The organism is Streptomyces sp. CA-210063, from assembly GCF_024612015.1.
In the GTDB taxonomy this organism is placed as follows: domain Bacteria; phylum Actinomycetota; class Actinomycetes; order Streptomycetales; family Streptomycetaceae; genus Streptomyces.
Map to the genome: position 1 here is coordinate 7266566 of NZ_CP102512.1, position 21347 is coordinate 7287912.

Annotated in this window: 16 protein-coding genes and 2 pseudogenes; 7 read left to right on the plus strand and 11 right to left on the minus strand. The window is 72.1% G+C overall.

Annotation, left to right across the window (positions count from 1 at the left end):
- Positions 1-125: 125 nt before the first annotated feature.
- The 4 genes and pseudogenes from JIX56_RS31765 to JIX56_RS31780 form a co-directional block, all read right to left on the minus strand.
- On the minus strand, positions 126-1283 hold the full coding sequence (locus JIX56_RS31765; RefSeq protein ID WP_257545603.1) for a PhoX family protein: 1158 nt from the start codon (positions 1281-1283) through the stop codon (positions 126-128).
- A 234-nt stretch (positions 1284-1517) separates the two neighbouring features.
- Entirely contained in the window at positions 1518-3200 is a 1683-nt protein-coding gene (locus JIX56_RS31770) for a sensor histidine kinase (protein WP_257545605.1), read from the minus strand.
- The gene (locus JIX56_RS48120; protein WP_443032074.1) at positions 3197-3868 is read right to left on the minus strand and encodes a winged helix-turn-helix domain-containing protein; all 672 of its coding nucleotides are present in this window, start codon (positions 3866-3868) and stop codon (positions 3197-3199) included. The genes JIX56_RS31770 and JIX56_RS48120 overlap by 4 nt, the downstream gene beginning before the upstream one ends.
- 441 nt (positions 3869-4309) lie before the next feature.
- A pseudogene (locus JIX56_RS31780) lies at positions 4310-4666 on the minus strand (response regulator transcription factor); the annotation flags it as partial.
- Between the two features lie 273 nt (positions 4667-4939).
- Here JIX56_RS31780 and JIX56_RS31785 point away from each other — a divergent pair.
- From JIX56_RS31785 to JIX56_RS31795, 3 genes are all read left to right on the plus strand, one after another.
- The gene (locus JIX56_RS31785; protein ID WP_257545607.1) at positions 4940-5617 is read left to right on the plus strand and encodes a carbonic anhydrase; all 678 of its coding nucleotides are present in this window, start codon (positions 4940-4942) and stop codon (positions 5615-5617) included.
- A gap of 146 nt (positions 5618-5763) precedes the next feature.
- Positions 5764-7665, plus strand: a complete 1902-nt coding sequence (locus JIX56_RS31790; RefSeq protein WP_257545609.1) for a SulP family inorganic anion transporter — start codon at positions 5764-5766, stop codon at positions 7663-7665.
- Positions 7666-7976: 311 nt separating this feature from the next.
- Positions 7977-8909 carry an oxidoreductase gene (locus JIX56_RS31795; RefSeq protein ID WP_257545611.1) on the plus strand — a complete coding sequence of 311 codons (933 nt, stop codon included), beginning with the start codon at positions 7977-7979 and terminating at the stop codon, positions 8907-8909.
- Positions 8910-8923: 14 nt separating this feature from the next.
- Here the strand turns inward: JIX56_RS31795 and JIX56_RS31800 are convergent, their stop codons facing one another.
- Positions 8924-9601: an ArsR/SmtB family transcription factor gene (locus tag JIX56_RS31800; RefSeq protein WP_257545613.1), complete on the minus strand. Its 678-nt coding sequence runs from the start codon at positions 9599-9601 to the stop codon at positions 8924-8926.
- Between the two features lie 79 nt (positions 9602-9680).
- Between JIX56_RS31800 and JIX56_RS31805 the strand changes: the two are divergent.
- Positions 9681-10508 (plus strand): annotated as a pseudogene (locus JIX56_RS31805) (isocitrate lyase/PEP mutase family protein); the annotation flags it as partial.
- A 47-nt stretch (positions 10509-10555) separates the two neighbouring features.
- On the opposite strand, the gene nirD reads toward JIX56_RS31805, so the two are convergent.
- The 3 genes from nirD to JIX56_RS31820 are packed head-to-tail and all read right to left on the minus strand — an operon-like array spanning position 10556 to position 14724.
- Entirely contained in the window at positions 10556-10906 is a 351-nt protein-coding gene (gene nirD / locus JIX56_RS31810) for a nitrite reductase small subunit NirD (RefSeq protein WP_257545616.1), read from the minus strand.
- The gene (gene nirB, locus JIX56_RS31815; protein WP_257545618.1) at positions 10903-13506 is read right to left on the minus strand and encodes a nitrite reductase large subunit NirB; all 2604 of its coding nucleotides are present in this window, start codon (positions 13504-13506) and stop codon (positions 10903-10905) included. The genes nirD and nirB overlap by 4 nt, the downstream gene beginning before the upstream one ends.
- On the minus strand, positions 13507-14724 hold the full coding sequence (locus JIX56_RS31820; RefSeq protein ID WP_257545620.1) for an NAD(P)/FAD-dependent oxidoreductase: 1218 nt from the start codon (positions 14722-14724) through the stop codon (positions 13507-13509).
- Between the two features lie 396 nt (positions 14725-15120).
- Here JIX56_RS31820 and JIX56_RS31825 point away from each other — a divergent pair, with 396 nt between their 5' ends.
- Positions 15121-15906, plus strand: coding sequence for a sulfite exporter TauE/SafE family protein (locus JIX56_RS31825; RefSeq protein ID WP_257545622.1), 786 nt, complete (start codon positions 15121-15123; stop codon positions 15904-15906).
- A 168-nt stretch (positions 15907-16074) separates the two neighbouring features.
- Here the strand turns inward: JIX56_RS31825 and JIX56_RS31830 are convergent, their stop codons facing one another.
- Complete coding sequence (locus JIX56_RS31830) at positions 16075-16725, minus strand: class F sortase (protein WP_257545624.1); 651 nt, start codon at positions 16723-16725, stop codon at positions 16075-16077.
- Positions 16726-16855: 130 nt separating this feature from the next.
- Positions 16856-17368 carry a hypothetical protein gene (locus JIX56_RS31835; RefSeq protein ID WP_257545626.1) on the minus strand — a complete coding sequence of 171 codons (513 nt, stop codon included), beginning with the start codon at positions 17366-17368 and terminating at the stop codon, positions 16856-16858.
- 334 nt (positions 17369-17702) lie between these two features.
- On the opposite strand from JIX56_RS31835, the gene JIX56_RS31840 reads away from it, so the two are divergent.
- Positions 17703-18359, plus strand: a complete 657-nt coding sequence (locus JIX56_RS31840; RefSeq protein WP_257545627.1) for an NADPH-dependent FMN reductase — start codon at positions 17703-17705, stop codon at positions 18357-18359.
- Positions 18360-18708: 349 nt separating this feature from the next.
- Here the strand turns inward: JIX56_RS31840 and JIX56_RS31845 are convergent, their stop codons facing one another.
- Positions 18709-20631, minus strand: coding sequence for a sigma-70 family RNA polymerase sigma factor (locus tag JIX56_RS31845; protein ID WP_257545628.1), 1923 nt, complete (start codon positions 20629-20631; stop codon positions 18709-18711).
- A gap of 239 nt (positions 20632-20870) precedes the next feature.
- Here JIX56_RS31845 and JIX56_RS31850 point away from each other — a divergent pair, with 239 nt between their 5' ends.
- A complete protein-coding gene (locus tag JIX56_RS31850; RefSeq protein ID WP_257545630.1) occupies positions 20871-21311 on the plus strand; it encodes an SsgA family sporulation/cell division regulator in 441 nt (146 codons plus the stop codon).
- The last annotated feature ends 36 nt before the right edge of the window (positions 21312-21347 follow it).

A 21347-nucleotide genomic window follows, 5' to 3' on the forward strand; every position in this document is an offset into this window, starting at 1 on the left:
TTTATGGGTTCTGGTATTCGATGTGTTGATCGTTTCCGCGGGGTGGGGGCGCTGGGGAGCGCTGGGAAAAGTGGGGGGCTTGGGGCGCCCGCGCGGAGAGAGCGCCCCGAGCCCCCCTCGGTCCGTCAGGTCCGGAACGGGCCCGTCACCTCGTAGGTGATGCCGCCCGAGGAACTGCCGCTCGTGCCGCGCTGGCTGGAGAAGTACAGGCGACGGCCGTCGGGGGAGAAGGCCGGGCCGGTGATCTCCGACGACGACTGGCCGGATATCCGGAGGAAGGGGGCGATGACGTCGCCCGGGGTGATGACGCAGATCTCCATGTTGCCGCCGTCCTCCGCGACGAAGAGGTCGCCGGAGGAGGTGCCCGTGACGTTGTCGACGCCGGTGAGCGGGGCCGTGCCGCTGGTGACCAGGGAGTCGTCGTAGGCGAGTTCGATGGTCTGGGCGGCCGCGTTGTACTGCCAGACGCGGTTGTCGCCCTTCGTCGTGAACCAGCAGGTGTTGTCGGCGTAGTAGCAGCCCTCGCCGCCGTTGAAGCGTTTGGCGCCGGAGACCTGGTTGCGGGTGGCGGTGGCGCCGGTCGGGTCGGGGACGCGGGACCAGGTCACCGGGCCGCTGGTGGCGGTGCCGGCGACCATGACCTCCAGCGTGCCCGCCGACAGATCGCCCCAGGTCGTCGGCCGGAAGCGGTAGAAGCAGCCGTCGGTGACGTCCTCCGTCATGTAGACGACGCCGCGGGTGGGGTCGGCTGCCGCCGCCTCGTGCTTGAAGCGGCCCATGGCGTCCCGGCGGACGGCCGCCTTCGCGCCCCACGGGTCGGTCTCGTAGACGTAGCCGCGGTCCACCTCCTCGCAGGACAGCCAGGTGTTCCAGGGGGTCTGGCCGCCGGCGCAGTTCTGGCGGGTGCCGGACAGGATGCGGTACGCCGACGTGACCGCGCCCGTCGACGAGAACCGCACCGCGCTCGCGCCGCCGGACGGATTGATCTCCGAGTTGGAGACATAGATCCAGCCCGTGCCGTCCGGGTAGCAGGCGCCGCCGTCGGGGGCGTTGTGCCAGGTGTACGACGTACCGGGGACCGTCTGGCCGGAGCGGGCGATCACCCGGCTGGTGAAGCCGCTCGGGAGCCGGATGCCGTTGGCGTCCGCCGAGCCGAGTGCTCCGTAGGGGCCGGTGCCCGGCTGGGCGGGCGCGGCGTACGCGGCGCCGCGCCACAGGGTCCCGCCGAAGACCGTCGAAGAGCCGCCGAGGACGGCCGCGCGGAGGAGAGTACGACGTTCCACTGTCGCTCCAAAGGGTGCTGTGACCTGCCCGCCTGCCGGTCGGCGGCGGGGTCGCGCGGTCTTGGAACCTAGGGGAGCGTGATTGACGGAGCATGGACAGCCCGTGACTCCGCGACGGCGTTCACAGGTGGCGCACAGGGGTGGGCGGGCCGCAGGCCCGAAAGGGGCGCGGGGAACTGCGCGATCAGCCACGTACTACCCGCGGTCGCCGTACAACGTCGCACCCCGAGCTATTTATTGGGCGGCGGCCGGCTCAGCGGAGCTCTGCCGGCGGCGTTGGCCGGGACGGCCGCCGAAGCTGTGGCCGTGCGGCTGGGCCGGGGGTTCCGCCGACGGGAGGCGGACCACGGCGTCCAAGCCGCCCGTGGCGGCCTCGCGGAGGGAGACCTCGCCGCCGCTGGCGTGGGCGAGGCGTTGGACGAGGGAGAGACCGAGGCCGGTGCCGCCCTTGGGGGCGCCGGGGGCGCGCCAGAAGCGGTCGAAGGCGCGGGCGCGCTGCTCGGGCGTCATGCCCGGGCCCTCGTCGGTGACATGGAGGTCGACCCAACTGGGCCGGGCATCGCGCAGCGCCCGGCGGGCCGGGACGAGGAGCCGCAGCTCCATGGTGACCGTGCTGTGGGCCGGGGAGGCGCGCAGGGCGTTGGAGAGGAGGTTGTCGAGGATCTGTTCCACGGCGCCCGGGAGGGCCATGACCGGGCCCACACTGCCGGCGAAGAGGACGAGCGAGACCCCCTCGCGTTCGAACAACGGCCCCCACGTACGGTGCCGTTCCGCGCAGATGGCGCCCAGGTCGACCTGGGCCGGGATGGCCGCCGCCTCCTCCAGGCGGGCCATCGCCAGCAGTCCTTCGACCATCCGGGCCAGCCGGTCCGTCTCGGTGACGGCAGCGTCGAGGCTCGGCCGGGCGCGCCGGGCGATGTCCGGCTCCAGGTTCTCCAGCCGTAGCCGCAGCGCGGCCAGCGGGGTCTTCAGCTGGTGCGAGGCCTCGCCGGCGAAGGCCCGCTGGGAGGCCAGCAGATGTTCCAGGCGGGCGGCGGTCCTGTTGAAGGCCGCCGCGAGACTCCGTACCTCCGGCGGGCCCGAGGTGACCACGACACTGGTGGCCGTACCGCCCTCGGCCAGCCGGTGCGTCGCCTCCTCCAACTGCCGGATGGGACGGCCCGTCCAGCGCGCGAACGCGAACGCCACCGCGGCCACCCCGGTGAGCACCGTCAGCCCGGCCAGGGCCAGCAGCAGCCAGACGGCGAACACGCGGGCGTGCACCATGGTGGTGGGGAGCGTGACGCGTACGGCGCCTTGCGCGGACTCGGCCGAGTTCGAGTTCGAGTACGAGCCCGAGTATGACCGTGTGCCCGAGTCCGAGTCCGAGTACGAGTACGAGTCCGAGTCCGAGTCCGAGCGCGGGCCTGAGTCGGTGTCTGAACCGGTGCTTGTAACTGTGCGCGAGGCCGTGTCCGCGCCTGCGCCCGAGCCCGTGCCCGTGCCCGTGCTCGCCGTCGTGGGGCCCACCGGAGCCGCCACGGACAGGTAGTGCACGCCGCCGGTCGTCGTCGTACGTACGTCCGTGGTGGCGTGGCCCCGGAGTGCGGCGGAGATCTCGGGGAGGGACGCGAGGGTCTGTTCCTCGCCGTCGGGCAGGGAGTGTGAGCTGGCCAGCAGCTTCCCGTCCGCGTCGACGATGACGACCTGTCCGCCGATGCGTTCGGCGCAGTGCCTGGCCCGCTCGACGAGTTCGTCCCGGCGGTGGGCGGCGAGCGACAGCGCGGCGTACGCGGCCACCGACTCGGCCTCGTCGTTGGCCGAGTTGACGATCCGTTCGCGTTCGGCCCGCGAGTAGACGAAGCCCAGCGGGATCTCCAGGCCGAGCAGGACCAGGGCGGCGAGGCTGAGGTAACTCAGCAGCAGACGGCGGGTCATGACGCCCTGGCCTCGGCGGTGCGATGCCTCCCCGGTGCCTGCCCGCCGCGCCCATGGCCATGCCCCTGGGGCCGGCCCTGACCCGGTCCCGGCGCCTGCCCGGGGGCGCGTACGGCGAGCCGGAAGCCGACACCGCGCAGGGTCTGGATCCACGCCGGGTCGCCCAGCTTGCGGCGCAGGGTCGCGACGTGGACGTCCAGGGTCTTGGTCGGGCCCTGGTAGTGGTCGTCCCAGACGCGGTTGAGGATCTGTTGCCGGGAGTAGACCGCCCCGGGGTCCTCGGTGAGCAGCGCCAGCAGCTCGAACTCCTTCGGCGTCAGCGCGACCGGCACCTCGCCGACCCACACCTGGCGGGTCCGTCGGTCCACGACCAGCGGGCCGGGCGGCGGAGCGGAACCGTCGCCGGGCGCCGCCGGGGCGGAGGAGTCACGCGGTTCGGGCGGGGCCTGCTCGTAGGCCGGGGGGGCGTACACGGGGGGCTCGTGGACCGGGGGTTCGTAGATGGGGGTTTCGTAGACGGGGGGTTCGTAGACCGGGACGCCGTGCGCCGGAGTGCCGTACGCCGGGCTTCCGTACGTCGGGCCCTCGAAGGCGGGGTTCCCAGAGGCGGGAGTGCCGTGCGCCGGGGTTCCGTACATGGGGGTGCCGTGCGCCGGGGTTCCGTACATGGGGGTGCCGTGCGCCGGGGTGCCCTCGAACGGCGTTCCCCGCGCTGGTGTCGCCTGAGCGGGTGTCTCGTACGTGGCCGACCAGTCGTATTCGGCTCCGGCACCGCCCCCACCTCCGCCGGCGCCGGTCCCACCGCCCCCGCTCCTGACGCTGCCCACGCCGCCGACGCGACCCGCGCCCTCGGCCCCGAGATCGCTCCCGGCGCCGAAATCGCTCCCGGTCGTGAAGTCGCTGCCGGCGCCGAAGCCGTTCCTGGCGCCGAAACCGTTCCCGACACCGGAACTGGCACCGGAACCCGCACCCACACCCACATCGAACCCGGCGGCCGCCTCCTCCCGAGCCGCCAACTCCTGTGCCGACACGACCCGTTGAGCGTACGGCTCGACCTCGACCCCGCCCTCGGCCACCACGACGCCCGCCACGACCCCGCCGCCCCCCGGCCGTTGGTGGCGTCGTGACACCGCTCGTATCCGGGCGACCAGTTCCCGGATGCTGAATGGTTTCGCCAAGTAGTCGTCGGCGCCCAGCTCCAGGCCCAGCACGCGGTCGGCCTCCTCGCCGCGCGCGCTGAGGATGATGATCGGGACGTCGGAGGTCCGGCGGATACCGCGGCAGACGTCGATGCCGTCCATGTCGGGCAGGCCGAGATCCAGCAGGACGACATCGCCGTGCGGACCTCTCAACCCGTCCGCGCCGGTGGCCACGTGGTGGACCGTCAGGCCGAAGTGCCGCAGCCCGTCGGCGAGCGGTTCGGCGATCGTCTCGTCGTCCTCGATGAGCAGCACTCGTACGCCCATGGCGGCCTGTCTCTCCAAAAAGTCGGGACAACACGAGTCCGTGCTGTGGGGTCGACACGCTACAAGAGACCGCACAGCAACGTCAGGGAATCCGGAGCATTGTGAAATGACCCTCAGAAACCGCTTGTATTCGGTCGCCCGACCTGCGGCGAAGGGGTGTCCGGCCGAAATCTGTGGAAAACCTGGCGGCGTTTTAGTGTTCGCTTAACCTTCCTCTGGTCATCGCCCCCCTACGGTCGTAAGAGCTGGTCGGAACCACTGTCGGGAGGCAGGATGAAGGCGTTGCTGGATCGCGCCCGGTCGTTCAAGCGACGGGTGGACTTCGAGAGCGATGAATACCGGAAACTGGCCGTCGGGCAATTTCCCGAGGCGCTGTTCATTACCTGCTCGGACTCGCGGGTGATTCCCGCCCTGATCACCGGAGCGCGGCCCGGCGAGATATTCGAGCTGCGAAATGCGGGCAACATCGTGCCGCCGCACGACGCGTACGGGACCGCCTCCGGTGAGGCCGCCACCATCGAGTACGCACTGGAGGTGCTCGGCGTTCAGGACATCGTGGTGTGTGGTCATTCCCACTGCGGCGCGATGGGCGCGCTGAAGTACGGCGCCGACCTGTCCGGCCTGCCCAGGGTGGACGCCTGGCTCGACTACGCCAGGCCCGCGCTCGAACCGGTGCTTGGCGGCAGCGGCGGTGACAGGGGCGTCGGCAGTGGCGCCGGCAGCGGCGCTGACCGTGGTCGTGACGCCACGTCGTCGTCCGAGGATCCCGCCCTGCGCGAGGTCGTCCAGCTCAACGTCCGCAACCAGCTCGCCGTCCTGCGGGACTACCCCGTCGCCCGGCAGCAACTCGACGCCGGACGGCTCCGGTTGCACGGCTGGTACTACGAGATCGACACCGGCAAGGTCCACGAGCTGGACGCGGACGGCGACTTCCAGGTGCACGGCTCATGAGCGGAGCGCACGGACGACGGCACGCGGCGGGCGCCCGCAGGGCCGTCAGGAACGGCCAGTTCGGTGCGACCGGCACGGCTGGGATGCCCGGCCATCCCCCCGACATTCCTGGCCATCCCCCCGACATTCCTGGCCATCCCCCCGACATGCCTGGCCACGCCCCCGACATGCCCGGCCACGCCCCCGAAGCGCGCGGTCACGCCGCCAACGGGACTGGGTACAAGGGCGGCTCATCGGGGCGGGACGGCTCCGGTGGCTCAAGCGGCTCCAACGGCTCCAACGGCTCCAAGCAACCAGGCGCCCGCGGCCGTATCGACTTCGCCACCGAGATCACCGCCTCCCTCGTCGTCTTCCTCGTCGCGCTGCCCCTCTGTATCGGTGTGGCCGTGGCCTCGGGGGTGCCGGCCGAGCTGGGCATCATCTCCGGGGTGATCGGCGGTCTGGTGGTCGGCGCGGTGCGCGGCAGCACGCTCCAGGTCAGCGGGCCGGCGGCCGGGCTGGCCGCGCTCGTCGCGGAGACGGTCCTGGAGTTCGGCGTCGCGATGCTCGGTGTGATCGTGCTGTTCTCCGGCATCCTCCAGATCGTGCTGGGCCTGGTGAAGCTGGGCCGGATGTTCCAGGCGATCTCCCTCGCGGTCGTCCAGGGCATGCTCGCGGGCATCGGACTGCCGCTGATGTTCAGCCAGCTGTACCCGATGTCCGACTCCAAGGCGCCGGGCACCCCCTTGGACAACATGGCGGGCGTTCCCGGACTGATCGTCGACACTGTGAGCAACCCGCAGGCGCTGATCGCCGCCGGGCTCGGGGTCGTCACGATCGTGCTGAGCTTCCTGTGGAAGAAGGCGCCGGGGCCGGTCAAGAAGGTCCCGGCCGCGCTCGTGGCCGTCGGGATCGGTATCGCGGTCGCCTCCTTGCCGGGCGTCGAGGTGAAGACGCTCCAGGTCGGCAATCTGCTGGCGTCCGTGGACGTGCCGGGGCCGGGGCAACTGGCCGGACTGGCCGACGCGGGCATCATCACGGCGATCCTCACCTTCACCGTCATCGCCTCGGCGGAGAGCCTGTTCACGGCCGCGGCCGTGGACCGGATGCACAACGGGCCGCGCACCCGCTACAACACCGAGCTCATCGCCCAGGGCGCGGGGAACACGATCGCCGGCGTCCTCGGCGCGCTGCCCGTCACGGCGGTCGTCGCGCGCAGCTCGGCGAACGTCCAGGCCGGGGCCAAGACCCGTATCTCCCGTACGCTGCACGGCCTTTGGCTGCTCGCCTTCGCGCTGCTGCTGCCGCAGGTGCTGGCGCTGATCCCGATCTCGGTGCTCGCGGGTGTCCTCGTGCACAGCGGGTGGAAGCTGTTCGCGCCGGAGGAGTTCCCGAAGATGTGGCGGCAGGACCGGGGCGAGTTCGCGGTCATGACGCTGACGACGCTCGTCATCACGGCGACCGCGCTGCTCGAAGGGGTGCTGTTCGGGTTGGCCGCGGGTGTGGTGCTGGCCGCGCTGCGGATGTCGCAGACCGTCATCCGGCAGCACATCGAGGACGACACGGCGAAGGTCGTGATGGCGGGCAACGCGACGTTCCTGCGGCTGCCGAAGCTGATCGACGCGCTGGAGGGCGCGGCCGCCTCCGGCAAGCCGCGCATCCGGCTCGATCTGCTCGGGGTGACCCATCTCGACCATGCCTGCCGTAGTCAGGTCGAGGAGTTCGTGGCGCAGCAGCGGGGGGCCGGGTTGCGGGTGGAGCTGTTGATGCCGGACCTTACGGACACCGGGACGAGGGTGCCTGCGGGGGCGAGGCCGGTGGGGCTCGACGAGGAGCCGGCGGTTTCCGTGCCGGGGCCGGGGCCGGTGCCGGATGTGGAGTTGGATCCGGCGGACGTGTGGGACTACGCGACCGTCGGTACGGCGGCGGTGGGGGGCACCGGACAGATGCCTTCCGGGGCAGGGCCCGGGCCCACCGCCGAGTGGTTCTACCTCGATACTCGGCCCATGCCTGGGGTGCCCGAGTCGCGGCCGCCGTTGTTGAGGCGGGGGCGTGACTGGGCGGAGTAGTCGGCAGGGTGGGGGCGGGTGTTTTCTCGCCCCCGCCGCCCCTACCCGTCCCATCCCCAGGGGCTGTGCCCCTTCCACCCCCTTGAGCGCCTTATAGCTCGGGGGGTTCTGTGTGTTGGCGGGTGCGGGTTCGTTGTGGTTGATCGCGCAGTTCCCCGCGCCCCTGAAAGCACCGGGCGCGACCCATGCCGTCAAGGGGCGCGGGGAACTGCGCGAGCAACCCCCACTCACCCGCAGCTGACCCACCTGCCACAAACCCCTCGGGGGGACTACGCTGAGAGCGGGCTTCGGAGCTTCGAGAGGGTGGCGTCATGACCGGCTGGAACGTGCGTGACATCCCCGAGCAGAGTGGCCGTACCGCTGTGGTGACGGGTGCCAACAGCGGTATCGGATACGTCGCCGCCCGGGAGCTCGCCCGTCGTGGCGCACACGTCGTCCTCGCCTGTCGCAGTGAGGGGCGGGGTGCGGCGGCGCTGGAGCGGATGAGTTCCGAAGTGCCGGAGGGGAGCGTCGAGCTGATGCGGCTCGACCTCGGGGACCTGGGCTCTGTGCGGGAGTTCGCGGAGGCTTACGGGAGCGCGAACGACCGGCTGGATCTGCTCGTCAACAACGCCGGTGTGATGGCCGTGGCGCAGTCACGGACGGCCGACGGCTTCGAGACACAGTTCGGGACCAACCATCTCGGCCACTTCGCCCTCACCGGCCTGCTGCTGCCGATGCTGCTCGCCGCGCCCGGCGCGCGCGTCGTGACCGTCTCCAGCAGCATGCACATGAGGGCGAACATCGACATCGGCGACCTCAACAGCGAGCGGAACTACGGGCGTTGGCTCGCCTACGGCCGCTCCAAGACCGCCAACCTGCTCTTCACCCACGAGCTGGCCCGAAGGCTCGCGACCCATGGCTCGGACGTCGTCGCCGCGGCCGCGCACCCCGGCTACGCGGCGACCAACCTCCAGACGGCCGGGCCCAGCGCCGAGGGCCGCAAGGGCGTCGAACGCTTCATGCGCATCGGCAACCGCTTCTTCGCCCAGTCCGCCGAGGCGGGCGCCCTGCCCACGCTGTACGCGGCGACCGCGCCGGACGTCGGACCGGATGCGTTCATCGGCCCGTCCTTCGTCATGTGGCGCGGCACGCCGGGACCGTCGAAACGAGCGCCCTGGACCCTCAACGACCAAGCGGGCGAACGCCTTTGGTCCGCCTCCGAGCAACTCACCGGGGTCACGTACGACGAGCTGAAGGCCTGACGCGTACGGCTGCTCTACGCGATCCTCATGCCCAGCAGCTCCCCGAACGCCTCGCTCCCCGCCGGGGTCACCTTCACCGCGCGTCCGGAGCCGACGCGGCGTACCCACTGTCTCTCCAGGGCGGTGGCGCACAGGGCGGCTCCCAGGGCTCCGGCCAGGTGAGGCCGGCGTTCGGTCCAGTCCAGGCAGCTTCGTACCAAGGGGCGGCGGGTGCCCTCGGGGTGCCGGTGGTTCAGGGTGTCGGCGAGCCAGGTCCGGCCCGCCGGGGTGACGGCGAGGCCCGAGTCGTCGGCGACCAGGCCACGGGTGATCATCGCGTCGGCGAGGGCCACGCCGAGTCGGCCCGCGAGGTGGTCGTAGCAGGTACGGGCCCTGGCCTCGGCGTCGAGCCGTACCGACTGGCTCAGGTTCCGTGGGCGGGTGCCGTCCGGGGCGTACGAGGCGAGGGCTTCGATCAGGGCTGCCGCGTCGGGGCCGGCGAGCCGGACGTAGCGGTGTCGGCCCTGGCGCTCCTCGGCGAGCAGCCCGCCCTCGACGAGACGGGTGAGCTGTTCGCTGGCGGTGGACGCCCGTACCCCGGCGTGCCGGGCGAGTTCGCCCGCGGTCCAGGCACGGCCGTCGAGCAGGGCCAGACAGAAGGCGGCCCTGGTGCGGTCGGCGAGCAGACCGGCGGTCTCGGCGAGCGGGGACATACGGCCATGATGCCGCGGGGACGGTTCGGGCGGCGCCGAACTGTTCCGGCCCCAGCATCGGACCATGACGCACACGCCGACCTTCGGTGCCCCGCCCCGAGTCCGCCCCGGCCGTCGCCACGCCCTCGCGCCGGCCGACGGACTGCTCCGGCGCCCCCTGACCCCCTTCGCCCGCCTGCACCACCGGCCGGCCCCACTGCTGCTGCCCAACGCCTGGGACCACGCCTCCGCCGCCGCACTCGTGGCGCACGGCTTCGAGGCCGTCGGCACCACCAGCCTGGGCGTCGCCGCCGGCGCCGGACTGCCGGACGGGGCCGCCGCCACCCTCGACGCGACCGTGGCGCTGGCCCGCCGACTGGGACAGGGCTCGTTCCTCCTCACCGTCGACGCGGAAGGCGGCTTCAGCGACGACCCGGCGGAAGTGGCCGCGCTGGCCCGGGAGTTGTACGAGGCGGGCGCGGCCGGGATCAACCTGGAAGACGGCCGCCCCGACGGCACGCTCGCCCCGGTGGAGGCGCACGCCGCGAAGATCGCCGCCGTCAAGGCCGCGGCGCCCGGGCTGTTCGTGAACGCCCGCACCGACACCCACTGGCTGGACCGCGAGCAGGAGGACACCGCGACGCGCCTCGCGAGCTACGAACAGGCGGGCGCGGACGGGGTGTTCGTGCCGGGGCTGTCGGACCCGGACGGGATCGCCGCACTCACGGCCAGCCTCGTCGTACCGCTGAACATCCTGTACACCCCTACCGGCCCCACCCTCGCCGAACTGGCCGCACTGGGCGTGCGCCGGGTCAGTCTCGGCTCACTCCTCTACCGCGCCGCCCTGGCCGCGACCGTCACCACCGCGACCGCCGTCCGTGACGGCCGACCGACGGACCCGTACACCCCGTCCTACGACGAGGTGCAGAGGTACGGCGACTGAGGCCGGGGCCCGCCGAAAGGGACTGCCCAGGATTACGCGGCCCGCACCTCGTACGCCGCGATCCGCACCGTCTCGTCGTCCAGGCACTGCCCGCTCTCCAGGTCGAAGCGCTGCTTCAGGAGCGGGGAGGCGACGAACGGGCGGCCCTGGTGGGTGCCGGTGAGCCCGCGGGAGAGGACGGCGGCGCCGCCGAAGGGGTCGCGGTTGTCGATGGCGTACAGCTTGCCCGCGCGGTCCATGAAGAGCGCGGCCTGGTTGCCGTCGGGGAGCAGGGCGGCCACGCCGCGGCCCGGGATCAGCAGGGTCAGGTCGCAGACCGTGAACCAGCCGTCCGCCAGCCGCAGCTGGACCTTCACATCGGTCTTCTCGGGAGCGAGGGTCATCGCTGGGCGCTTCCTTCCAGGACATCGGCGGGCCGCAGGCCGATGGACAGCAGCGGCAGGTCGGGCTTGATCTGGTCGCGCTCGGGGACGAAGCCGACGACCGGGTCCGGGGTGTCCGGGGCGTTGACGAAGGACACGAACCGGGCGAGCTTCTCGGGGTCGTTGATGGTCGACGCCCACTCGTCGGCGTAGTTCGAGACGTGCGCCGTCATCAGGGACTCCAGCTCCTCGCAGATGCCGAGGGAGTCCTCCACGACCACGTCCCGGATGTGGTCCAGGCCACCGGGGATGCGCTCCAGCCAGGTCGAGGTGCGCTCCAGGCGGTCCGCGGTGCGGATGTAGAACATCAGGAACCGGTCGATCAGCTTGATCAGTTCGGCGTCGTCGAGGTCCTGGGCCAGGAGGTCCGCGTGGCGCGGAGTCGCGCCGCCGTTGCCACCCACGTACAGGTTCCAGCCGTTCGACGTGGCGATGATGCCGAAGTCCTTCGACTGGGCCTCGGCGCACTCGCGGGCGCACCCGGAGACCGCCGACTTCAGCTTGTGCGGCGAGCGCAGGCCCCGGTAGCGCAGCTCCAGGTCGATCGCCATGCGGACCGAGTCCTGGACGCCGTAGCGGCACCAGGTCTGGCCGACACAGGACTTCACGGTACGGAGGGACTTGCCGTAGGCGTGGCCGGACTCGAAGCCGGCGTCCACCAACCGGGCCCAGATCAGCGGCAGTTGCTCGACCCGCGCGCCGAACATGTCGATCCGCTGGCCACCCGTGATCTTCGTGTAGAGACCGAAGTCGCGGGCGATCTCACCGATCACGATCAGGCCCTCGGGGGTGATCTCACCGCCGGGGATGCGCGGGACGACGGAGTACGAGCCGTTCTTCTGGAGGTTGGCCAGGAAGTGGTCGTTGCTGTCCTGCAGGGCCGCCTGCTCGCCCTCGAGGACGTAGCCGCTCGCGCCGATGGTCGGGGCGAGGGAGGCGATGATCGAGGCGACCGCCGGCTTGCAGATCTCGCAGCCGTCGCCGCCCTTGGCCCCGTCGCGGCCGTAACGGTCCAGCAGGTCCTGGTACGTGTTGATGCGCAGGGCGAGGACGATCTCGTACAGCTCCTCGCGGGTCTGCCCGAAGCAGCCGCACAGGCCCTTGTCGACGACCACACCGCTGGCTTCCAGCTCGGCGGTGACGAGCTGGCCGAGGACCTTGACGCAGGAGCCGCAGCCCGTGCCGGCCTTGGTGCACTTCTTGACCTCGGGCACGGTGGTGCACTGGTGGTCGGTGACCGCGCCGCGGATCGCGCCCTTGGACACGTTGTGGCAGGAGCAGATGATCGCGTCGTCCGGCAGCGCGGACGGGCCGAGCTGCGCGCCGCCGCCGGAGCCCGCAGGGAGCACCAGGGACTCGGGGGAGACGGGCGGGACGGAGCCGGTGAAGGCCCGCAGCGTGCCGTACGCCTCCGCGTCGCCGACCAGGATGCCGCCGAGCAGTTCGCCGTCGCGGCCGATGACCAGCTTCTTGTAGACGCCCGAGCGGGAGTCGGAGTACACGACGTCCAGGCAGTCGGCGGTCGCGCCGTGCGCGTCACCGAAGGAGGCGACGTCGACGCCGAGCAGCTTCAGCTTGGTGGACATGTCGGCGCCCGTGAACGAGGCCTCGTCGGTGGCGATCGTCGCGGCGGCCGTCTCGGCCTGCTCGTAACCCGGGGCCACCAGGCCGTACACCCGGCCGTCGGAGGCCAGCGCGCACTCCCCGATCGCGAAGACATGCGGGTCGTTGACGGTCCGGCACTGCTCGTCGACGCTGATGCCGCCGCGCTCGCCGACCGTCAGACCGCAGTCGCGGGCCAGCTGGTCGCGGGGGCGGACACCGGCGGAGAACACCACCATGCCGGTGGCGAGTTCGGAGCCGTCGGACAGCTTCATGCCGGTGACCGCGCCGTCCTCGCCGACGACGATCTCCTGCGTGCCCACACCCGTGTGGACGGACAGGCCCATGTCCTCGATGGTGCGCAGCAGCGCGGCGCCGCCGCCGTCGTCGACCTGCACGGGCATCAGCCGAGGCGCGAACTCCACGATGTGCGAGGTGAGTCCGAGGCCCTTCAGCGCACCGGCCGCCTCGAGCCCGAGCAGCCCGCCGCCGACCACGGCACCGACGTCGACCTTCTTCGCGTACTCCTCGATCGCGAGCAGGTCCTCGATCGTGCGGTAGACGAAGCAGCCCGCGGCGTCCTTGTTCGGGACCGGCGGCACGAAGGGGTACGAGCCGGTGGCGAGGACGAGGACGTCGTACTCGAAGACCTGGCCGGAGCGCGCGGTGACCTTCTTGGCCTCGCGGTCGATCGTCTCCGCCGGGTCGCCGACGAACAGTTCGATGCCGTGCGTCTCGATGAACTCCATGTCGGTCATCGACAGGTCCTCGGGCGTCTTGCCCGCGAAGTACGAGGTGAGCGCCACTCGGTCGTACGCCGGGCGAGGCTCCTCGCACAGCACGACCACGCGGTGCGTGGCGGTCAGGCCGCGCTCGGCGAGCGCTTCGAGGAAGCGCTGGCCGACCATGCCGTGGCCGACGAGCACGATCGTGGGGGTGGCCCCCAGGGTGGCGGTCATTCAGGAGCCTCCATCGTTGGTGAGCAGGTGGAGCAGAGGAGCGCCGTTCGTGGGGAGCGGCTCTGCTCCCTCCCAGGCGCGGGCGAGCGTGCCCACGGTGCCGAGTTCGCCGACGAGCACCCCGCCGACCAGGCGGTCGTCGCGGACGACGACCTTGCGGTAGGTGCCGCGGGTGGCGTCGGCGAGCTGGATGACGTCGTCACCGGGCCGGGGCTCGGTCTCGCCGAACGCGGCGAGGTCGAGGAAGTCCGCCCCTGCGAGCGTCAGGCGGGTCAGGGCACGGGTGCCGGTGTAGCGGGAGGCCATGTTCCCGGCCAGCAACTCGGCGAGTACGTCGGCCTGTTCGAGCGCCGGAGTGGCGAGCCCGTACACCGTGCCCTCGAACTGGACGCAGTCGCCGATCGCGTGGATGTGCGGGTCGGAGGTGCGCAGCTCCTCGTCGACGATGACGCCCTTGTGCACCGCGAGCCCCGCGTCCTGGGCGAGACCGACACGCGGGTGGACCCCGCAGGCGATGACGACCAGGTCCGCGTCGAGCGCGTACCCGTCGGCCATCGCCACCGACCGCACGGTCCCGCCGACGCTGCGCACGGCACGTACGCGCGTCTCCGTGTGCACCTCGACGCCCAGGTCGACGAGGTGCCGACGGACCAACTTCGAGGCGGACGGGTCGAGCTGACGCTCCATCAGCCGCTCGCCCTGCTGGGCGAGGACGACCTGGGCGCCGCGCAGGGCGAGCGCGCGGGCGGCGGAGACCCCGAGGAGTCCACCGCCGATGACGACGGCCCGCACACCCGGCCGCACGGCCTTCGACAGACCCAGACAGTCGTCCATGGTCCGGAACGCGTGCACCCCGTCGGGGAACTCGTGCCGCTCCGGGTCCCAGAGGCCGCGCAGCGGCGGCAGCACCGGGTTGGAGCCGGTCGCCAGGACCAGCTTGTCGTATGCGATCTCCGTACCGTCCGCGAGATGTACGGCTCGCATCTCGCGGTCGATACGGACCACCCGGCCGCGCGTCAGTTCGGCGGGGGCGGGCAGTGCGATGACCTCGGGCGCGTACCGCCCGGCCAGGACTTCGGCGAGCAGTACCCGGTTGTACGGTGTGTGCTCCTCCTCGCCCACCAGCGTGGCGGGCATGCCGAGCTCTCCGAGCCGCCGGGCGAGACGTACGCCCGCGAGGCCGGAGCCGATCACCACCACACGCTCATTCGAGGTCATGCCCTTGAGCGTGCGGTGCCGGTGTTACCCGACCGCATCACGTCTGTTTCCCACGGGGAACGCTGCCCTCCCCGTGGCCCCGAGGGGAGTGTGAGGGGTTTCCGGGAGGGCGGGGCAGGGTGTGAGGACACCCGGGTTCACGCTGCTGACCTGGCGATACGGCGGCTGTGCGGGCGTATACGGGAGGACGGGGGAGGGCGCGGGGAGCGGAGGGCGCGCCGGGGCGCGGTGCCGTAGGTCACGTCGCGGAGCGGCGGGTCGGGTGCGGCGGTGAAACATTCGGGGCGGATCGGCGGGGGAGCGGCGGGTCCGCGGCGAGACATCGGGGACGCCGAACCTCAGAAGATCCTCAGGTCGATGGACGGTGCACCTGTCCCGCCGCATAGGGTCGCGATCATGCCCGACATATCGCTGACCATGATCGTTGTCCTGTGCCTCGCCGCCCTCGCGGCCGGCTGGATCGACGCGGTGGTGGGCGGCGGCGGGCTCCTCCTGCTCCCCACCCTCCTCCTGGGCCTGCCGAACGGCGCCTCGGCCGCGCAGTACGCGCTCGGCACCAACAAGGCGGTCGCGATCGTCGGCACCACGGGCGCGGCGGTGACCTACGCCCGCCGCACCCCCGTCGACGTGAAGATCGCCGTACGGATCGGCCTGGCGGCGCTCGCGGGGTCCACGGCCGGCGCCTTCGTGGCCGCCGGAATGAGCACCGAGGTCCTGAAACCGGTGGTCATGGTCGTCCTCCTCGCCGTGGGCGCCTTCGTGATCCTCCGCCCCTCCTTCGGCACGGCCCCCGGCACCGGCCCCGTCTCCGCCCGCCGGGTCCTCGCCGCGATCGGCCTCGCGGGCGTGGGCATCGGCTTCTACGACGGCCTCGTCGGCCCCGGCACCGGCACCTTCCTCGTCCTGGCCCTCACCGCCGTCCTCCACCTCGACCTCGTCACCGCCTCCGCCACCGCCAAGATCGTCAACTGTTGCACCAACGCCGGCGCCCTCGCCACCTTCGCCTGGAAAGGCACGGTCTACTGGCAACTGGCGGCCCTGATGGCGGTCTTCAACCTCGTCGGCGGGACCGTCGGGGCACACACCGCGCTCAAGAAGGGGAGCGGCTTCGTCCGGGTCGTGCTGCTGACGGTGGTGTTCACGCTGGTGGCGAAGATGGGGTACGAGCAGTGGGTGGCGTGAGCGCCTGGCCTGCGACAGCGGACGGGATAAGTCCCGGGCCTGCGACAGTGGATGGGATAAGTCCCGGGCCTGCGACAGCGGAGGTCATGAGTCCCGGGCCTGCGACAGCGGAGGTCATGAGTCCCGGGCCTGCGACAGCGGACGGCTGAGGAGGAAGTCCGCCGGTGATCATCCGGCGCGGCTGCCCGTGAGGTGGGCGAAGACGACCACGTTCCCCTGGTAGCCGGTCGACCTCGAATACCCCCCGCCACAGGTGATGACCCGCAACTCCGGCCGTCGCGCCGCCCCGTACACCTTCGCGTCGGGGAAGTCCCGCGCGTCGTACACCTCCACCGCGTACACGGTGAACACCGCGATCCCGCCGTCCCGCCGGTCCACCTCGACGGTGGCGCCCCGCTTCAGCGCGCCGAGGTCGTAGAAGACGGCGGGACCGTCGGCGTTGTCCACGTGCCCGGCGACGATCGCGGTGCCCCGCTCACCCGGGGTGGTGCCGGCCTCGTACCAGCCCGCGAGATTCTCCTTCTCGGCGGGCGGGACGTCGAGGCTGCCGGTGGGGGTGAGACCGAGCCCCATGAGCGGGGCGTCCACGCGGATGGAGGGGATGCGCACGCGGTCGGGAGGGGAGGGGGGAAGCGCGGGTGTGGTGGCCGTGGCGGGGCGGCGCCCGGCGGGCTTCCCGGCCCCCGGGCTGCTGTGGGCCTGCGCGGCCGACGGCTGCGGCGGCGCGTGCCACGCGGTCCCGCTGCGGAGCAACCACGCGCCGGAACAGAGGGCGACGACGGTGACGCCCGCTATGCAGGCATTGGCGAACCGGCGCACACGGACCTCCTCTCGGGGCCGGACCCCCCCTCGGAGTCGGCTGGTCGTTCCTCCCCTCCGGGCCGAGGGGCGTCGGGCCCGGAGGGGAGGGGGACGGCGGTACCGGCGGACGGACGGCGGAGGGTGTCCGTCAGATCCCGTCGCCTCTCGCCCGGCGATGCAGGAGCCAGGTACCGCCCGCGGCGGCGACGGCCAGAGCCGCCACACCCGCCGCGGTCTGCACGGGGTCGGGACCGAGTGCGCCACCGACCCCCGTCTTCACGCTTCCCCTCGGATACATCGGCTGCCCGGTGTGCGTGCCGGTGAGCGTGACCACGAGGTCGCCGGTGACCCGTCGGCCACCGTACGTGCAGGTCGCGACGATCTCGTACGTCCCCGGCTGCGCACTCGGCGGCACCTCGAACCGCCCGCCGTCGGGCGCGAGCGGGAAGAGACCGGCTCCGACCGCGCCGGCGTCCCCCGTCGCCGTACCGGCCGCGCCGCAGGCCGCCGTACGGACGGTGACCTCGTCGCCGGGGACGACACCGGCGGGGGACAGTTCCAGTCGCCCGGTGCCCTCATCTCCGTACGCGGGCGCGGCGGCGAGGGCCGCGACGGCGACGGCGAGCGCGGTTCCGGTCAGCGGCCGGGCGATACGTCGCATCGTGCTTCCTCCTCCGAGAGTCCTCCGTGCTCCTCCGTGCTCTTCCGAGGTAAGTGGCACACCACCCCGAGCGCTTCCTGATGGTGTGTCAGAAATGATGTGAATGGGTGTCAGGAGGGTCGGGGCTGAGGGCGAAGCTGGAGGTGTTTGGGCAGGTCAACGGGTGGGTTGGGGTGCGGCGGAGAAGAGGACGCGATGGGGGGCCGCCGGGGGTGTGAACGGGTGACCCGGGGGTGTGGTGGGGGTGGAGCGGTGGCCTCGCATCGCGGTGGGGCGTGACGTCCCCCGACGACGGCTTGACCTCAAGCGAAGTCGAGGTACGAGGGTGGTCGCCATGAAGACCGCTACGGATACCCATACGGCCGCCCGCGGCGAGTCGGCCACGGCCCCTGACGCTTCCTCTTCCCCCTCCTCCGCCACCCCGGTCCGGGTGACGCTGATCATCGGCAGCAACCGGGCCGGCCGCTTCGGGCCGGTGATCGCCGAATGGCTGCTGGGCCGGGTGCGGGAGCACGACGACCTCGAGGTCGACGTCGTGGACGTCGCGGACGCCGACCTGCCGACGACCTTCGCCCCGACGCCGGAGGCCACGGCACGGCTGTCCGAGATCACCCCGAAGCTGGCCTCTGCGGAGGCGTTCATCGTCCTGACGCCCGAGTACAACCACTCCTACCCGGCGGCCCTGAAGAACCTCATCGACTGGCACTTCCACGAATGGCGTGCCAAACCCGTCGCCCTCGTCTCCTACGGCGGCCTGTCGGGCGGCCTCCGCGCGGCGGAACACCTCCGGCAGGTGTTCGCCGAGCTCCACGCCATGACCGTCCGCGACACGGTGTCCTTCCACAACGCCCACGGCTCGTTCGACGACACCGGCCGGCTGAAGGACCCGTCCGGCCCGAACACCGCGGCCCAGGTGATGCTGGACCAGCTGGCATGGTGGGGACGCGCGCTGCGGGAGGCGAAGGAGAGGCGCCCGTACGGACTCGGGTGACTGAGGTGTGTGGGTGGGTGCGGGTCCGTCGTGGCTGATCTTTATCTTTCAGGGGCGGGGAACTGCGCGAGCGACCCCCACGCGCCGGCAGCCAAGGAACCTGCCGCGCCTCCCGGTGGGGTCTGGGGGCGGCTGATCTTGTCTTTTAGGGGCGCGGGGAACTGCGCGAGCGACCCCCACCCACCGGCAGCCAACGAACCTGCCGCGCCTCCCCGGTGGGGTCTGGGGGGGGCGGCGGCCCCCAGGAAACTCCCAGGGGTCGAAGGGGCAGCGCCCCTGGGGATGGGACGGGTAGGGGCGGCGGGGGCGAGAACCGAGATGGCACCCCCGACCGCGCCCTCTCTCGGACTCAGCAACCGCCCCCGGGGTTGTCCGTGTCCGGTGTCTCGGTCTCCGGTTCGTCCGCGTCCGGCGTCTCGGAGTCCGGCACCTCGGTTTCCGGGCCATCCGCACCCGGCGTCCCCGCCTCCGGAGCATCGGTCCCCGGGTTCTCCACCCCTGGTTCGTCACGCTCAGGCGTTTCGGCCCCCGGCTCGTCGCCCTCCGGGTACCCGGTGCCAGGCTCTTCCGCCCCAGGCTCCTCGATGCCCGGCTCTTCCGGACCGGGTTCTTGTACGCCCGGTGTCTCGGTCGTCGGCTCTTCCGCACCGGGTTCTTCCACGCCCGGTGTCTCGGCCCCCGGCTCCTCGGCCCCCGGCTCTTCCGCCCCCGGCTCTTCCGCACCCGGCGTCTCCGCCCCAGGCTCCTCAGCCCCCGGCGTATCCCCAGTCGGCACATCCGCCCCGGGCCCGCCCGGAGTTTCGGGCGCCCCGGGCTTCTCCGGCTTCTCCGGAGTGCCCGGTGTATCCGGGGCCCCGGCCTCCGGCGGCTCAGGCGCACCTCCCTCCGGCTTGTTCCCCTCGCCGCCCGTGTCACCGTCCCCGGGCCCGTCGCCCACGCCCTCGTCCCCGCCGTCCGTCGGCGCGTCCGCGCCAGGCCCCGTCGGGGCGTCCGGCGCGGCCTCGTCGTCCGGTGTCGTGTCGTCGCCCGCCGGGATCTCGACCGTCGGCTCCTCCACGGCCTCGTCGTCGTCCGACGCCTGAATCACCACGGTGTCGCGGCCATCGCGGTCCGCGGGGGACACACCCTCACTGCCGACCGCACCCGACCCCCGGGACGCGACCGCGGCATCCGTCACGGCGTTCCGCCGGTCGCCGACCCCGGGGATGGCGGCCTCGGGCCGATGCGGCGCCGGAGCCTCGGCGACCGGCACCCGCTGGGGCGGCACCGTGGCCGAGCCGAAGGGACCGAGGACGATGCCGGCCACGACGGCGGCGGCAGCGACGGCCGTGCTGACGGCGGCCACCGTCGGAGCCTTCGCCCCACCCACCGCGGCCTGCCGTACCGCGTGCAGCAGGTGACCACCACCGTGCCCGCCCGCCGCCGCACCCAGCGCGGCGCCCGTACCGGCGGAGCCCGCCGTGAGGGAGAGCAGCAACTTGCCCCCACCCCCGCCGACGACGAACACCAGCAGGGCCGGACCGACGAGCGCGGGAAGCCGGTCGTTCGTGCGCATCAGGACCGCGAGCCGGGCCCGGCAGTCGTCGCACGCGTCCACATGGCTGAGCAGTTGCTCGGACTGCCGCGGAGTAGCCGTACCGCGCACATACGCCGGCATACGCCCCCAACGCACCTGGCACGCCGGATCGACCGGCGCCCCGGGCTGCTCGCGCAGGAAGGCCTGGCGCATACCCTCACGCGCCCGGTGCAGCAGCACCGCGGTCGCGCCCTGCTTGGCGCCGATGCGCTGCCCGACCGTCTCCAGCGGCTGGCCCTCCGCCTCGGCCAGCCACAGCGCCCGCACCCACCGCTCGGGCAACTGGCCCAGCACCCGCACCAACAGATCGACGGAGGACACCTGTTCGGCCGGGTCGGCGGCACTGTCCGTGTGGACGCCGGCCTCGACCCGCTCGGGAGCCGTCGGATCCAGCGGCGTCTCACGCGCCGCGCTGCCGACGGCGGCGGCGAGGTGCCGCACCGTCGTCATCAGATACGCGGGCACGTTGTCGATCTCGTGCCCCGCGGACAGCCGCCGCCACACACGGAAGTGCGCCTCGGAGACGAGGTCCTCGGCGGTCCAGGCGTTCCTGGTGAGGGAGCGCGCGTACGCGACGAGGCGCGGGTGCTGTTCCTCGTAGATCCGGGTGTACGCGGCCGTCGCCGAAGCGGACATGGAACTGGGCGCGGATCCCTGAGCGGGAACAGCGGGCATGGTGGCGGGACCGTCGGTCATGGCAGAGACGCTCTCCAGTCGCCTGCTGATGGGACGAGTTGATTTTGTATGCCGAGATGACAAAAATCTCAATCAATCACACAAAGTGGCACGCATCACAGTGCGTAACTTCGAAAACGGCGTAATGCATGGGCCCCTGGCGCGGTCGAGAGGGTACGTCGACACAACCGGCCGACCACGCACCCGAAGCACAACGAAGCACAACGAAGCACCCGAAGTGCTCGAACTGGAGACCGCCCATGCACCCCGCACAGCCCACCCGGCCCACACCTCCCGCGCTCGAACAAGGCGCCCACGCCCGCCTGATCACCCCCCACTACGACGAGGTCCCGGTCCGCACCACCCTGCGCTACACCCCCGACGACCCCTTCGCCGTGCACATCGACTTCCCGGCCGGCGCCTCCACCGACGGCGCGAGCGTGACGTGGACGTTCGCCCGCGCCCTGCTGGCGGAGGGGCTGACCACCCCGGCCGGGATCGGCGACGTACACCTGTGGCCCTGCGGCCCGGCCCACACGGTGGTCGAACTCCACTCGCCGCACGGCATGGCCATGATCCGCTTCGACACCCCGGCGCTCCGCCGCTTCCTGCGCCGCTCGTTCGCCGTCGTCGCGCTCGGCGGCGAGGACCTGGAACCGGCACTCGACGACGGCCTCGCCTCCCTGCTGGGCGGCGTCTGAAACGCCCGGCCCGGATCGACCGCTATGTTCGATCCG

Excerpts from the sequence above, each read along its gene's own strand:
- JIX56_RS31770 (WP_257545605.1), bottom strand. The coding sequence starts at position 3,200 with ATGACCCGCCGTCTGCTGCTGAGTTACCTCAGCCTCGCCGCCCTGGTC.
- JIX56_RS48120 (WP_443032074.1), bottom strand. The coding sequence starts at position 3,868 with ATGTACGGAACCCCGGCGCACGGCACCCCCATGTACGGAACCCCGGCG.
- JIX56_RS31785 (WP_257545607.1), top strand. The coding sequence starts at position 4,940 with ATGAAGGCGTTGCTGGATCGCGCCCGGTCGTTCAAGCGACGGGTGGAC.
- JIX56_RS31790 (WP_257545609.1), top strand. The coding sequence starts at position 5,764 with ATGCCTGGCCACGCCCCCGACATGCCCGGCCACGCCCCCGAAGCGCGC.
- JIX56_RS31795 (WP_257545611.1), top strand. The coding sequence starts at position 7,977 with ATGACCGGCTGGAACGTGCGTGACATCCCCGAGCAGAGTGGCCGTACC.
- JIX56_RS31800 (WP_257545613.1), bottom strand. The coding sequence starts at position 9,601 with ATGTCCCCGCTCGCCGAGACCGCCGGTCTGCTCGCCGACCGCACCAGG.
- nirD (WP_257545616.1), bottom strand. The coding sequence starts at position 10,906 with ATGACCCTCGCTCCCGAGAAGACCGATGTGAAGGTCCAGCTGCGGCTG.
- nirB (WP_257545618.1), bottom strand. The coding sequence starts at position 13,506 with ATGACCGCCACCCTGGGGGCCACCCCCACGATCGTGCTCGTCGGCCAC.
- JIX56_RS31820 (WP_257545620.1), bottom strand. The coding sequence starts at position 14,724 with ATGACCTCGAATGAGCGTGTGGTGGTGATCGGCTCCGGCCTCGCGGGC.
- JIX56_RS31825 (WP_257545622.1), top strand. The coding sequence starts at position 15,121 with ATGCCCGACATATCGCTGACCATGATCGTTGTCCTGTGCCTCGCCGCC.
- JIX56_RS31835 (WP_257545626.1), bottom strand. The coding sequence starts at position 17,368 with ATGCGACGTATCGCCCGGCCGCTGACCGGAACCGCGCTCGCCGTCGCC.
- JIX56_RS31840 (WP_257545627.1), top strand. The coding sequence starts at position 17,703 with ATGAAGACCGCTACGGATACCCATACGGCCGCCCGCGGCGAGTCGGCC.
- JIX56_RS31845 (WP_257545628.1), bottom strand. The coding sequence starts at position 20,631 with ATGACCGACGGTCCCGCCACCATGCCCGCTGTTCCCGCTCAGGGATCC.
- JIX56_RS31850 (WP_257545630.1), top strand. The coding sequence starts at position 20,871 with ATGCACCCCGCACAGCCCACCCGGCCCACACCTCCCGCGCTCGAACAA.